Annotated in this window: 13 protein-coding genes; 6 read left to right on the top strand and 7 right to left on the bottom strand. The window is 42.1% G+C overall.

Going from position 1 to position 12,949, the window contains the following annotated elements:
• Positions 1 to 191: 191 nt before the first annotated feature.
• Positions 192 to 1,547 (bottom strand): trigger factor, encoded by a 1,356-nt coding sequence (gene tig / locus M1B78_RS17455; RefSeq protein WP_257941371.1) that lies wholly within the window; start codon positions 1,545 to 1,547, stop codon positions 192 to 194.
• A gap of 391 nt (positions 1,548 to 1,938) precedes the next feature.
• Between tig and M1B78_RS17450 the strand changes: the two genes are divergently transcribed.
• Complete coding sequence (locus M1B78_RS17450) at positions 1,939 to 2,187, top strand: RNA recognition motif domain-containing protein (protein WP_136011043.1); 249 nt, start codon at positions 1,939 to 1,941, stop codon at positions 2,185 to 2,187.
• A gap of 80 nt (positions 2,188 to 2,267) precedes the next feature.
• Here M1B78_RS17450 and lptB read toward each other — a convergent pair whose 3' ends face one another.
• Positions 2,268 to 3,008 carry an LPS export ABC transporter ATP-binding protein gene (gene lptB, locus M1B78_RS17445; RefSeq protein WP_136011052.1) on the bottom strand — a complete coding sequence of 247 codons (741 nt, stop codon included), beginning with the start codon at positions 3,006 to 3,008 and terminating at the stop codon, positions 2,268 to 2,270.
• Between the two features lie 182 nt (positions 3,009 to 3,190).
• Between lptB and M1B78_RS17440 the strand changes: the two genes are divergently transcribed.
• From M1B78_RS17440 to M1B78_RS17430, 3 genes are all read left to right on the top strand, one after another.
• Positions 3,191 to 3,934, top strand: a complete 744-nt coding sequence (locus tag M1B78_RS17440) for an MlaE family ABC transporter permease (RefSeq protein ID WP_136011044.1) — start codon at positions 3,191 to 3,193, stop codon at positions 3,932 to 3,934.
• Positions 3,931 to 4,701 (top strand): ABC transporter ATP-binding protein, encoded by a 771-nt coding sequence (locus tag M1B78_RS17435; protein WP_136011045.1) that lies wholly within the window; start codon positions 3,931 to 3,933, stop codon positions 4,699 to 4,701. The genes M1B78_RS17440 and M1B78_RS17435 overlap by 4 nt, the downstream gene beginning before the upstream one ends.
• Positions 4,702 to 4,930: 229 nt before the next feature.
• Entirely contained in the window at positions 4,931 to 7,183 is a 2,253-nt protein-coding gene (locus tag M1B78_RS17430; protein WP_257941370.1) for a hypothetical protein, read from the top strand.
• A gap of 312 nt (positions 7,184 to 7,495) precedes the next feature.
• Here the strand turns inward: M1B78_RS17430 and der are convergent, their stop codons facing one another.
• The 5 genes from der to M1B78_RS17405 form a co-directional block, all read right to left on the bottom strand.
• Positions 7,496 to 8,809: a ribosome biogenesis GTPase Der gene (gene der / locus M1B78_RS17425; RefSeq protein WP_257941369.1), complete on the bottom strand. Its 1,314-nt coding sequence runs from the start codon at positions 8,807 to 8,809 to the stop codon at positions 7,496 to 7,498.
• Between the two features lie 49 nt (positions 8,810 to 8,858).
• On the bottom strand, positions 8,859 to 9,740 hold the full coding sequence (era, locus tag M1B78_RS17420) for a GTPase Era (RefSeq protein WP_257941368.1): 882 nt from the start codon (positions 9,738 to 9,740) through the stop codon (positions 8,859 to 8,861).
• An 85-nt stretch (positions 9,741 to 9,825) separates the two neighbouring features.
• Complete coding sequence (locus tag M1B78_RS17415) at positions 9,826 to 10,830, bottom strand: beta-ketoacyl-ACP synthase III (protein WP_136011049.1); 1,005 nt, start codon at positions 10,828 to 10,830, stop codon at positions 9,826 to 9,828.
• 123 nt (positions 10,831 to 10,953) lie between these two features.
• The gene (gene rpmF, locus M1B78_RS17410; RefSeq protein WP_004288267.1) at positions 10,954 to 11,139 is read right to left on the bottom strand and encodes a 50S ribosomal protein L32; all 186 of its coding nucleotides are present in this window, start codon (positions 11,137 to 11,139) and stop codon (positions 10,954 to 10,956) included.
• Between the two features lie 12 nt (positions 11,140 to 11,151).
• On the bottom strand, positions 11,152 to 11,727 hold the full coding sequence (locus tag M1B78_RS17405) for a DUF177 domain-containing protein (RefSeq protein WP_257941367.1): 576 nt from the start codon (positions 11,725 to 11,727) through the stop codon (positions 11,152 to 11,154).
• Between the two features lie 247 nt (positions 11,728 to 11,974).
• Here M1B78_RS17405 and M1B78_RS17400 point away from each other — a divergent pair, with 247 nt between their 5' ends.
• Together M1B78_RS17400 and M1B78_RS17395 are read left to right on the top strand one after the other, a co-directional pair.
• On the top strand, positions 11,975 to 12,280 hold the full coding sequence (locus M1B78_RS17400; protein WP_257941366.1) for an ISAon1 family transposase N-terminal region protein: 306 nt from the start codon (positions 11,975 to 11,977) through the stop codon (positions 12,278 to 12,280).
• A 118-nt stretch (positions 12,281 to 12,398) separates the two neighbouring features.
• Positions 12,399 to 12,938 (top strand): transposase, encoded by a 540-nt coding sequence (locus tag M1B78_RS17395; RefSeq protein ID WP_257941365.1) that lies wholly within the window; start codon positions 12,399 to 12,401, stop codon positions 12,936 to 12,938.
• Positions 12,939 to 12,949 lie beyond the last annotated feature (11 nt).

The raw sequence follows: 12,949 nt of genomic DNA, 5'->3' as shown, positions 1-12,949 counted from the left end.
AAACTTATCAAAGAACTCTTTGGCATAGTGGCAGAAGCCGCTTAGCCGATATGGTGAATTTTTAACGGACTATTAAATTTATAAGGCTACAAAGAAACAAAAAAGAACACAGAGACACAAAAAAACACAGAGTTATAGTTCATCAAACTCTGTGTTTCTTTATAAATTTCAGCCGTAGGCTCACATTACTCTCATGTAAACATCTTATTGAACTCTTCAGCAGAAACGTTCTTATGCTCCAGTTCCACCTGAGACTTCAATGCAGTAGCCAGTTTCGATTCAACCACACGGTTGACCAAACCTTCTATGCTTTCTTTCTTCTTAAGCATTTCCTTTGAATAGTTCTCCAGAATTTCTTCGGGCACGCTCATCATGCCGTATTGTGCAAACTGTGCGCGGGTAGCTTCCTTAGCCATATTTGTGATGTCTTCCTGCTCAACCTTGATGTCATTGGCTTTCACCAGCTGTTCCTTAATCAGGTGCCAAGTCAGCTCTTCAATGCTCTTATCATAGTTGTCCTCTACAAAGCTTTCTTCCTTATCAGGATTGTTCAGACGCATAATGCGCTTCAACAATGCATCCGGGAATTCCAGTTTACCTACTTTCTCCATCAGCATCTTACGTGCGTCAATCAAGAACTTATAGTCACTATCTGCCACGAACTGGTTGGCAATAACTTCCTTCACTTTAGCACGGAATTCCTCTTCCGTCTTCACATTGCCTTCACCAAATACTTGGTCGAAGATTTCCTGAGTCAAGTCACCCGGAACGAAACGTGTGATTTCTTCTACCTGAAAGCTGAAATTGGATTTCACTTCGGGAGCAGCTTCCTTGTCAATCTTCAACAAAGAAGACAATTCGGCAGCATTTCCGTCCCAAGCCGTATTCGGGTTGAATACAAGCACATCATTCACTTTTGCACCGGCAAAAATAGCTTTCTGCTCATCATTCTTCATGTACGAAGGCATCATTACAGCACCTTCCACCTGAATGCCACCCTCTTTGGTATTACCTTCTTCATCCAGTTCAGCAAGCAAACCTTTCAGCATATCATTGTCCTCGTAAACATCTACCTTGTCATACTTGCCGTTACGTTGGGTGTAAGCCTTGACCTGATTATCCACCATTTCGTCTGTAACTTCGATAGTATAGTAATCTACCTTATCTTCTGCACAAACTTCAGCCTTAAATTCCGGAGCCAAAGCAATATCAAACAAGAATTCGAACTCTTCCATAGTATCGAAATCAATTTCCTGTTGCTTGTCTTCGTTGGGCAAAGGCTCGCCCAATATATTTACCTTATTGTCCTGGATATACTTATATACTGTTTCTGAAAGCAGCTTGTTCACCTCTTCAGCCAATGCAGACTTACCATACATTTTCTTAACTAAGCTCATAGGAACCATTCCCTTACGGAAACCGGGAATCTGCGCCTTCTGACGGAAGTTCTTCAATGACTTGTCTACTTTTTCCTGATAATCTGCTTTCTCAAGCTTTACAGTAAGCAGTGCGCTTACTTTGTCAATGTTTTGTAATGAAACGTTCATTCTGACAATTATTTATTTGATTTATACTTTGTTCCATATCTCAAATGGGGTTGCAAAATTAGCGTTATTCTTTCAATTATCAAAAAACATAGCCGAATTATTTCTTTTCTGTTACTAAGGAATAAGTATATATAACATGGTTACTGCCAAATTCCTCCACACGAGCTGGAAGAAAAAAGCAAAATAATTATAGAAAAGCATTGTCAATCCGATTTTTATACGTTTCTTTGTCACGGAATGATGGCACATTAGTTATTCGATTTCCATTACATGGTTTTTACTTCCGTTTTCAAGAACGCTTTTGTAAACTCTCTGTCTTTGTGATTCATTTATTATTCAGCCTTCCTTCCAAGAGAGTTTTATTCATTTTATTTATTTTATCATTTTCATTATGAACATTTATGTTGGAAACCTTAACTACCGTGTTAAGGAAGATGACCTGCAAAAGGCCATGGAAGATTACGGTACAGTTACTTCCGTTAAATTTATCAATGACCGTACGACCGGACGCTTCAGAGGCATTGCTTTCGTTGAAATGGAAGACAGTGCAGCTGCTGCCAAAGCTATTGCAGAACTTGACGGCGCCGAATTCTTTGGTCGCCAGATGGTAGTAAAAGAAGCAAGACCTCCGAAATATTAATACCATAGATTTAAGGAGAAATAAAAAAAGACCACTAAATAGTGGTCTTTTTTTATTTCTATCAATCAACAGCAACCGTGTCACTTCATAAAATCCTTGCGACGTAGCACAAAACTGTTACTCAGATACTTTTCACGTACAATCTTATTCTCGGCCAACTCTTCCGGGGTACCCTGAAACAGGATTTTTCCTTCAAACAGCAGATAAGCACGATCGGTAATGCTCAACGTCTCCTGCACATTGTGGTCAGTAATCAAAATGCCGATATTCTTATCCTTCAACTTCCACACAATCTGCTGAATATCCTCCACCGCAATCGGGTCTACACCGGCAAAAGGCTCGTCCAACATAATGAATTTGGGGTCAATGGCCAGACAACGGGCAATTTCCGTACGGCGCCGCTCGCCACCAGACAACTGGTTACCCTTATTTTTCCTCACCTTTTGCAAACGGAATTCAGCAATCAGACTCTCCAGCTTATCCTTTTGATACTCCAAAGGTTTGTCGGTCATTTCCAATACAGATGCAATGTTGTCTTCCACACTCATCTGGCGGAACACGGAAGCCTCCTGCGCCAGATATCCGATACCCGTCTGCGCACGCTTGTATACCGGATACTTCGTTATATCCAAATCATTCAAGAAGATGCGTCCCTCATTGGGTGTAATCAGCCCTACGGTCATATAAAAAGAAGTCGTCTTACCAGCGCCATTCGGCCCCAGCAAACCGACAATTTCTCCTTGCTTCACGTCAATAGACACATGGCTGACTACCGTACGTTTACCATATTTCTTCACAAGGTCTTCCGTACGCAATACCATCCTGTCTTCTTCCCGCAGTTCTGCCCCTATAGTCCGGTCTTGCCCGGCCTGCAGATTTTCCTTAACTTCTTCTACATTGTCCTTTATGCCTTTTTCTTCTTCCATATTCTAAAGGTTTTCGCCGCAAATGTAGCAAAAATAAGCCGAAATAGTGTACATTTGCATTCAAATACTTATATGTCATGATTAAAGCACTTAAGACAGTGGGAAGATATATCATACTGATGGGACGCGTATTCGCCCGCCCCGAACGTATACGTATGTTTTTCCGCCAATATGTCAACGAGTTGGAACAGCTTGGCGTGAACTCCATCGGCATCGTATTGCTGATATCGTTCTTCATCGGAGCTGTAATCACCATACAGATAAAGTTGAACATCGAGAGTCCCTTCATGCCCCGATGGACAGTGGGGTATGTAACCCGTGAAATCATGCTGCTGGAATTCTCCTCCTCCATCATGTGCCTGATTCTGGCAGGGAAAGTCGGGTCAAACATCGCCTCGGAGCTGGGCACCATGCGGGTCACCCAGCAAATAGACGCCCTTGAAATTATGGGTGTCAACTCTGCCAACTATCTTATCCTACCGAAAATCGCCGCTATGGTGACAACCATTCCACTGATGGTGACGTTCAGTATATTCGCCGGTATCATAGGTGCCTTCTGTACTTGCTGGTTCGGTGGCATCATGTCGGCGGTAGATTTAGAATACGGCTTGCAGTACATGTTTGTCGAATGGTTTATTTGGTGCGGTATCATCAAGTCGCTGTTCTTTGCCTTTATCATTGCCAGTGTATCGGCATTCTTCGGCTACACCGTCGAAGGTGGTTCCATCGAGGTAGGTAAGGCGTCCACCGACTCCGTAGTATGCAGCAGTGTACTTATCTTATTCGCCGACCTAATATTAACTCAACTTTTAATGGGATGATTGAACTGAAAGGACTTTGCAAATCATTTGAAGGAAAAGAGGTATTGAAAGATATCAATGCCACTTTTGAGAATGGAAAGACCAACCTGATTATAGGGCAGAGCGGTTCGGGAAAAACCGTACTCATGAAATGTATCGTGGGTTTGTTGACACCGGACAAAGGAGAATTGTTGTATGACCACCGCAACTTCCTTGCCATGGGAAAGAAGGAGAAGAAAGCGCTCCGCCGGGAAATGGGAATGATTTTCCAAAGTGCCGCACTGTTCGACTCCATGACAGTACTGGACAACGTAATGTTTCCACTGAACATGTTCAGCAACGACACCCTGCGCGACCGGACTCGTCGTGCCATGTTCTGTTTAGAACGTGTCAACTTGATTGAAGCTAAAGACAAATTTCCTGGAGAAATCAGCGGTGGTATGCAGAAACGCGTAGCCATTGCCCGTGCCATTGCCCTAAACCCGCAATACTTGTTCTGTGACGAGCCGAATTCAGGACTTGACCCCAAGACCTCGCTTGTCATCGACGAACTGATACAGGATATAACCCGGGAATACAATATGACTACTCTCATCAACACTCATGACATGAACTCTGTAATGGGTATCGGAGAAAAAATCATCTACATCTACGAAGGGCACAAAGAATGGGAAGGCAATAAAGACGATATCTTCACTTCCACCAACGAACGGTTGAACAGTTTCATATTTGCATCCGACTTGTTCCGGAAGGTCAAAGAAGTGGAGATACAGAACCTTGAAGGATAAAAACACACTGAAGTTCCAAATCTCCTGCATAAGAAATATGCAGTGGAAGTTTTTCCTCTCTCTGTAGCTTTACTCTCTGAAAATATAACAGTAATTGCTTAAAAGTTATAACTAAATACTATAAATTCAATACTTTCATCGATATATTGCCAATATTCAAATGAATAAGAAAGATGTAAAGGTATATAAAATATTTATTTTTTTGTTTGGAATGAATTTGACAACCTCTATGGTTCATTCCCAAGAATCCATAGACTCCTTGGTTAATCATATAGAAAGCAGCTTTTCTTCTCATCCCTCTGAATCAATCTATTTTCAAACAAGTAAAGACATCTACGAGACCGGTGAAGACCTCTGGTTCAAAGCCTATCAGCTAGATGCACAAACTTTCGGCTTATCGGATAAGAGTAAGACTCTTTATCTGCAAATGATTAATCCGAAAGACAGCGTGGTTTGGCAGGAAAAGTATCCGATAGAGAATGGCATCGTATCCGGCCATATCTACATAGACGAAAAACTTTCGGAAGGCGACTATTTGTTGGAAGGCTATACCAAACACTCTTTTTACAAGCATGATACTACCGGAATAACCCCTACCCGCAAAATAAGGATAGTAAAGAATATAGCCCGTTCGGAAGTAACAGGGAATCCTAAAGATACAACCTTCCGTTTTGAAACATTCCCCGAAGGAGGGAATCTCGTTTCCGGTCTTTCCTCCAGACTGGCTTTCAAGGCAACCGACGGCAAGGGGAATCCGGTATCTGTGGAAGGAGCCATCTATGAAGATGATAAGTTCCTGTGCGGAATAAATAACGTACACGATGGGATGGGAGTCGTCTCCTTCACTCCCTTTGTCAATAAAAAATATAGGATTGAATTGAAGAATGGAAAAAGCTATCCGTTACCCGAGATCCATTCGCAAGGAATGGTACTGAATCTTCGAAAGCAGGATAAAGAACATCTGGATTTTGTCCTTTCACAAACCAAGGGCTTGCCACACCGCCAAATTTATCTTTTGGGACAAATGCGCGGAATGATTTGCTGTATGGCAAAAGGGATATTAAAAGACAGTCTTAAAATCTCCATCCCGCTCGAAAACTTCCCGTATCAGGGCATAGCGGAGTTTACGCTTTTCGACAGCTCCATGCAGCCCGTTGCAGAACGGTTGGTGTATGTTCATCCCCAAAAGAAACTGTATATAACGGCTGAGCCTGAAAAGACAAGTTTTACAATTCGGGAAAAAGCGTCAATCAAGATAAAAACGACAGACGAAAAAGGCAATCCGGTGAGGGCAAATCTAGGTATTAGCGTATATGACCGGGCATACAATAATCCTGCCGACCCGGTGAATATCCTCACTTACTGTTATCTTTCCTCCCAAATACGGGGCAGGATCTGTAACCCGACTTACTATTTTGACGAAAAGAACAGTGACAGGAAAGAAGCGTTGGATCTGTTGTTACTTACACAAGGTTGGAGGCGATATGTATGGAATGCAGCAGAGCCTGATTACCAAGGAGAACCGTTTTTGACAGATGAAATCAATGGCATACAGACCCTTAAGAGTAAGAAAAAGGATAAACAGGATGAAGGAGCAGAACAGCTTATCCAGGTTTTCGGTGCAGAAGGAAACTCCCAGTTTATTTGGACGGACTCTACAGGACGTTTTATGGTTGACCCGGACAAAATGAAAGCACTTCAAGGAGGGTATGTGTATTTGAAGCCCATGTTGTCGAAAGAGTTCAAACCGGCACTGGAATTGGTGGATTACTTTCCTTTAATTGATAGTATAAAGAAGAACAGGCCTCAGTATTATCCGATGGAGGAACTGTCCCACTATAAGAAAGAGCAAATCCTTGATTTGCCTGTGATAAGCAGTGACAGTACCATACTATTGAATGAGGTGACGATAACGGCAAAGGGGCATAAACCGTTTAGAGATAAAATGATGGGAAGGCTGGATAGTTTGGCACAAATAAACTTGAATTATACTTATGTTTGTGGCTGTGGCTATTTACAAAATTACAAACCTGATTATAATGCTCATCCTTGGTGGAAACCTTGTCATATATCTTCTGATAAACGAACAACACCTATAGAAGGTAAACAATATGAAATAGTGAAATTTAAACATTTGGGCGGTAATCAATTTTCTCTCATAGATAAACAAACAGTAGTTTATCACGCTAATCATTATTCAGAAGAAGAACTACTTCGCATGAATAACCTCTGGCGTACCAAAGGTTATTATGGAAAAAGAGAGTTTTACCAACCAGATGAGGTAGACATTCAGCTTTCCACTCCTGATGCCCGCAATACTTTATTATGGACTCCATCTGTCATTACAGATGAAAAAGGAGAAGCGGAAGTTCATTTCTATTGTTCTGACATCAATACCGGATTTATCGGGGTCGTAGAAGGCGTTGACGGTAACGGATTACTCGGAAATGCAAAATGCGAATTTAGAGTGATAAGAAAATAACAGTTACAATTTTACGTTATGGCAAAACGTACATTTTCGTCCTTATACTCCCAACCGACCCGTTCTTTTTCTCAGGATAATTGATGAAAACACAGCTGTGAACAACCCAGTCAGCGCAATCAAATCAGTTGTCAACAATTTTAATCTTGATAATTTCAAACAAGGTGACGATGAACCTTACTTTCTTTGCTAGGCAAAAGAAAAGATGACAGAACTGTAAATTACAGAAGAGGTTGTGTCAAAATTTTGACACAACCTCTTCATCTTCATAAAACCAGTTAATAGAATCGACTTATATCATCACGATATATTTTACTTCTGCCGGATATAGATATTTATCGGAGTTCCGGTTAACTTCCATTTCTCACGCATCTTATTTTCCAGAAATCGTCTGTAAGGCTCTTTCACATATTGTGGAAGATTTGCAAAATAAACAAATGACGGCACCTGGGTATTGGGCAACTGCGTAATATACTTTATCTTGATATATTTACCCTTGATTGAAGGGGGGGGATATGCCTCAATAAGCGGAAGCATTTCCTCGTTCAAACGAGCTGTCGGAATACGCGTCATACGATTTTCGTACACATCACGCGACTCTTCCAACACCTTCAGAATACGTTGTTTGGTCAGTGCCGAAGCAAAGATGATAGGGAAATCCACAAATGGAGCGAAACGGTTGCGGATAGCATCCTCGAAAGTTTTCATCACCTTTACAGTCTTGTCCTGCACCAAATCCCACTTATTCACCACAACCACCAGTCCCTTGGCATTCTTCTGAATCAAAGAAAAGATATTCAAATCCTGACTTTCGATGCCACGCGTAGCGTCTATCATCAAAATACATACATCTGCATTCTCAATGGAACGAATGGAACGGATTACAGAGTAGTACTCCAAATCCTCATTCACCTTGTTCTTTTTACGGATACCCGCCGTATCTACCAGGTAGAAATCAAAACCGAATTTATTGTAACGGGTATAGATAGAATCGCGCGTGGTACCGGCAATCTCCGTCACGATATTGCGATCTTCTCCAATAAAGGCATTGACTATGGAAGATTTTCCAGCATTAGGACGTCCTACTACCGCAAAGCGGGGAATATCCTCGTCCAGAATTTCATCAGACTCCTTCTTGAACTTACCGACGATAAAATCCATCATATCTCCCGTACCGCTACCCGTTACAGCAGAAATACAATAAGGATCGCCTAGACCCAAGCTATAAAATTCAGGAGCATTGTATTGCAGTTCATGATTATCAGTCTTGTTGGCAACCAGCAACACAGGCTTCTTGGCACGACGCAATATGGAAGCCACCTGCTCGTCAAGGTCTGTAACTCCGTTCATCACATCCACCACAAACAGAATCACATCGGCTTCATCTACCGCCATCAGCACCTGCTTACGAATCTCCTCTTCAAAGATATCATCAGAGTTCACTACCCAACCACCGGTATCCACTACCGAGAACTCACGTCCCAGCCATTCGGTTTTTCCATATTGGCGGTCACGGGTGGTTCCCGCTTCCTCATTCACAATTGCCTGACGTGTCTTGGTCAGACGATTAAATAATGTAGACTTTCCCACGTTGGGGCGCCCTACGATTGCAACTAAATTTCCCATAGTTCACACTCTTTGTTTTTTGCGACTGTCACAGTCGTATGAATAACTCTTAATCCAGCTGATAACCAAAGTTACGTAGTTCCTTGTCTGAACTCCGCCAATCCTTATCAACTTTCACAAATGTCTCCAAGAATATCGTTTTCCCGAAAAACCTCTCCAAATCACGGCGCGCTTCGGTAGCCACTTTCTTCAAAGCCTTCCCTTGCTTGCCTATGATAATGCCCTTTTGTGAATCACGCTCCACATAGATTATGGCACTGATATGAATCTTCCTTGCTTCTTCCTTAAACTGTTCTACCATCACCTCCACTGAATAAGGGATTTCCTTATCGTAGTACAGCAGAATCTTCTCACGGATTATCTCGGTCACAAAGAAACGTGCCGGTTTGTCCGTCCATTGGTCTTTATCAAAATAAGGAGGCGAATCGGGCAGAAGTTCCTTCACCCGCTTCATCACATAATCCACATTGAATTTCGAAATAGCAGAGATAGGAATAATTTCAGCCTTCGGCAACAATTCCTTCCATGCTTCCACAAGTTCCACAAGCTTTTCCTGATTACTCAAATCAATTTTATTGATAAGCAGCAAAACCGGAACCCCCAAGTGTCCCACTTTCTCCACGAAGTCATTATGCTTGTCGGGAGTCTCAACTACATCCGTCACATACAACAATACATCTGCATCCATCAATGCCGAAGTGGAGAAATTCAGCATAGACTCCTGCAATTTATAATTTGGCTTCAATACCCCTGGAGTGTCCGAAAACACAATCTGCATGGCATCCGTATTATAGATGCCCATAATTCGATGACGGGTGGTCTGTGCCTTAAAAGTAGCGATAGAAATACGTTCACCTACCAGAACGTTCATCAATGTGGATTTGCCTACATTAGGATTCCCCACGATATTTACAAAACCTGCTTTGTGCATGACTTCAGTATTTGAATTGAGAAAAAAAAACGCATCGAATCGAAATAGGATGCGTTTTTATTATGTTATATCTAGCAATAGTGTATTACTGCTTCTTTCCATCGTATCCCCACTTCACATACACAGCTCCCCAAGTAAATCCTGCGCCGAATGCAGTGAAAATAAGGTTGTCACCTTTCTTCAACTTTTCTTCAAAATCCCAGATGCAAAGAGGCAACGTAGCAGCACTGGTATTGCCATAACGTTCGATATTAATCAATACTTTCTCATGAGGAACTTCCAGACGATGAGCCACAGCATCAATGATACGAAGGTTTGCCTGATGCGGAATTACCCAGTCAATGCTATCCTTTGTCAGACCGTTCTTCTCAGCAATAGCTGCACTAACATCCGACATATTGGATACAGCATACTTAAACACAGTACGTCCTTCCTGATAAATGTAATGCATGTGGTTGTCTACAGTAAAGTAAGATGGAGGACAAACCGAACCACCCGCTTTCATGTGCAGGAAAGGCAAACCTTTACCATCGGTTCTCAGAATAGCATCCATAATACCTACGTCTTCCGTTGTCGGCTCAAGCATGAAGGCAGCAGCACCGTCACCAAAGATAGGACAAGTAGCGCGGTCTGTATAATCAACCATCGACGACATCTTGTCAGCTCCCACAATGATAACCTTCTTATATCTTCCTGAACGGATGAAATTGGCAGCAGTCTCCATCAAATAGAGGAATCCGCTACAAGCTGCCTGCAAATCAAAAGCATACGCATTTTTCAGCCTAAGCTTATCACACAATATAGAAGCGGTAGAAGGGAAATGGTAATCCGGAGTGGAAGTAGCTACAATCACCAAATCAATATCATCCGGATTTGCACCCGTACGTTGCATCAACTGTTTGGCTGCTTTACGCGCCATATAGGAACTACCCAACCCTTCTTCATTCAAGATACGTCTTTCCTTTACCCCGATACGAGTCATAATCCATTCGTCATTGGTATCCACCATTTTCGAGATTTCGTCGTTTGTCAAGACGTAATCAGGGACATAACCACCGACTCCTGTAATTACTGCATTTATTTTTTCCATTAAAATCTTGTTTACTTATAGAACTGCTGAAACAACGGTAGTCTAAAAAGGTTTGCTCATTAAATCACAAATCTTTTTAGACGCCCGATATTCAAGTATAAGTTTTAGCCAAACTGACCGTAATTATACGGCAGCTTCCTTTTCAACTGCAAGCTTACCTCTATAGTAACCGCATGCGCCACATACAGTGTGATATACATGCCACTCGCCACAATTCGGGCAAATAGCCAGTGTAGGAGCTACTGCTTTATCATGAGTTCTTCTCTTTGCAGTTCTTGTTTTTGACTGTCTTCTCTTAGGATGTGCCATTTTCTTTAATCTTTAATTGTTATCTAATATTTTCTTTAATTCGTCCCAACGCGGGTCTACCTGCGTTTCTTCTTCATTCATCAGCTCCACTTCTTCTGGTGCAAATGTATCCTCCGCCATCTCATCATCCGGAGTAGTACGCATATGCTTACTCAGTTTGCTGGTCATTGCCTTGTTACACTTACCCGGAGCATGCACATGCTTCATGGGGATGGCCAAAGCTACAAACTCGTACATAAACCATGCTACATTAATCTCACCCTCCTCTTCAGGGATTACAATGAGATTATCACCTTCCTCGGCATATTCATGACCGAACTTCACCAATAGTTTATCTATTGAACTGACAAGCTGTTCCATATCATCCAAACAACGGTCACATGGCACCCACACCATTCCCTCCGTCTGGAAGTTCAATTCGAAAGCACGAGATGTTTTCTTTACAACTAATACCACATAAACTTTACCCTTCTGTACTTCCGGTCCATCAATATTGGCAAAGAAAAGGTTATCCAATACAAACTCATATTTGCATGAGTCTGCTTGCATACCTTTCAGGTCTATTTTGTATTTATCAAACTTTCCCAAAGCTTCATTTGTTTATTCGGGCGACAAAGATACGAATAATTATCCTCATTCAGTAGTATTTTAGGAAAAATATTCTATAGCACTCCGTTTTTCAACCCAATAACGGGTCAGTCCGCCCCCCCCCTGTGGGCATATTATGTTAATACACGAAAGTAAGCTATCTTTGCGGTTATCTTCTAACAACAATCCAACGAATTTTAATCGCAACCTACATAAGTTACTACGATTCATCTTCCCCGAAGTTTTAATGGAGTATTTCGAGATTACCGGTTGGCATGACGACTCTGTCAAAATCGAAGTCTGGCTTGATGAAAAACACTACCTTGAGCGTTCCGATTACAAGAGTGGCACCGTGATTTCACATGGTTTTACTGATGAGAAAGTGATTCAGGACTTTCCTCTGCGTGGTAAACCTGTTTATCTCCATGTGAGACGTCGTCGCTGGTATGACAAAGCTACTGGGGAAACGTTTTCCTATACTTACGATAATCTTACGTCCGAAGGAACGAAACTCACTTCTGAGTTCGTTGCTTTTTTAAAAGAAGAAGATTGAAACTACCGCGGCCAGCATAAGCTCCATAGCAGATGCTTATGGGGTAACTTCCCGGTACAAGGAGTTTATCAGCGCATACCGACACTGGGACCGGTTAGATTATGCTTCAGAATATGTCTTGTTCAAACAAAACATAGGTCCCGGCCTTTGTATTGACGAGACTTCTTTGAGCTGCGGAGAATTATATACTGTTGTCACGAACCGTGCGGGACGTGGTGGCAGAGGTACTCTTGTGTCCATGATACGTGGCACGAAGTCTGAAGACGTCATAAGGGTGCTTGAAATGATTCATCTCTCCAAACGCAAGACAGTCAAAGAGGTCACTTTGGATCTTTCGCCGACTATGATGCGGATTGTCCGAACGGCTTTTCCCAATGCCACTATGACCAATGGCCGGTTTCATGTACAGAAGCTCTTTTATGAGGCAATTGATGAACTCAGGATTACTTATCGCCGGATGGCACGGGATTTGAAGAACGATGAAATTCAGCGGTGCAGAGAGCAAAATATAGCGTATGTTCCGTTCCGATATACCAATGGAGATACCCGTGAGCAGCTGCTGGCAAGGGCTAAGCATGTACTTTCAAGCATTTTAGTAAATAGACTGACTTCCAAAGAATACGTGCGGAAATCATATTCGAACATTATCCCGAACTGAAATCGGTCTAC

The organism is Bacteroides muris (ex Fokt et al. 2023) (assembly GCF_024704895.1).
Taxonomy (GTDB): domain Bacteria; phylum Bacteroidota; class Bacteroidia; order Bacteroidales; family Bacteroidaceae; genus Bacteroides; species Bacteroides muris.
The sequence above is the reverse complement of the archived record's forward strand: the minus strand, read 5'-3'. Positions and strand labels throughout refer to the sequence as shown.

Bases quoted from the DNA above. Each gene is read 5' to 3' on its own strand.
- M1B78_RS17450 (WP_136011043.1), top strand. From the start codon at position 1,939: ATGAACATTTATGTTGGAAACCTTAACTACCGTGTTAAGGAAGATGAC.
- M1B78_RS17415 (WP_136011049.1), bottom strand. From the start codon at position 10,830: ATGGAAAAAATAAATGCAGTAATTACAGGAGTCGGTGGTTATGTCCCT.
- tig (WP_257941371.1), bottom strand. From the start codon at position 1,547: ATGAACGTTTCATTACAAAACATTGACAAAGTAAGCGCACTGCTTACT.
- der (WP_257941369.1), bottom strand. From the start codon at position 8,809: ATGGGAAATTTAGTTGCAATCGTAGGGCGCCCCAACGTGGGAAAGTCT.
- M1B78_RS17400 (WP_257941366.1), top strand. From the start codon at position 11,975: ATGGAGTATTTCGAGATTACCGGTTGGCATGACGACTCTGTCAAAATC.
- lptB (WP_136011052.1), bottom strand. From the start codon at position 3,008: ATGGTATTGCGTACGGAAGACCTTGTGAAGAAATATGGTAAACGTACG.
- M1B78_RS17430 (WP_257941370.1), top strand. From the start codon at position 4,931: ATGGTTCATTCCCAAGAATCCATAGACTCCTTGGTTAATCATATAGAA.
- rpmF (WP_004288267.1), bottom strand. From the start codon at position 11,139: ATGGCACATCCTAAGAGAAGACAGTCAAAAACAAGAACTGCAAAGAGA.
- era (WP_257941368.1), bottom strand. From the start codon at position 9,740: ATGCACAAAGCAGGTTTTGTAAATATCGTGGGGAATCCTAATGTAGGC.
- M1B78_RS17435 (WP_136011045.1), top strand. From the start codon at position 3,931: ATGATTGAACTGAAAGGACTTTGCAAATCATTTGAAGGAAAAGAGGTA.
- M1B78_RS17440 (WP_136011044.1), top strand. From the start codon at position 3,191: ATGATTAAAGCACTTAAGACAGTGGGAAGATATATCATACTGATGGGA.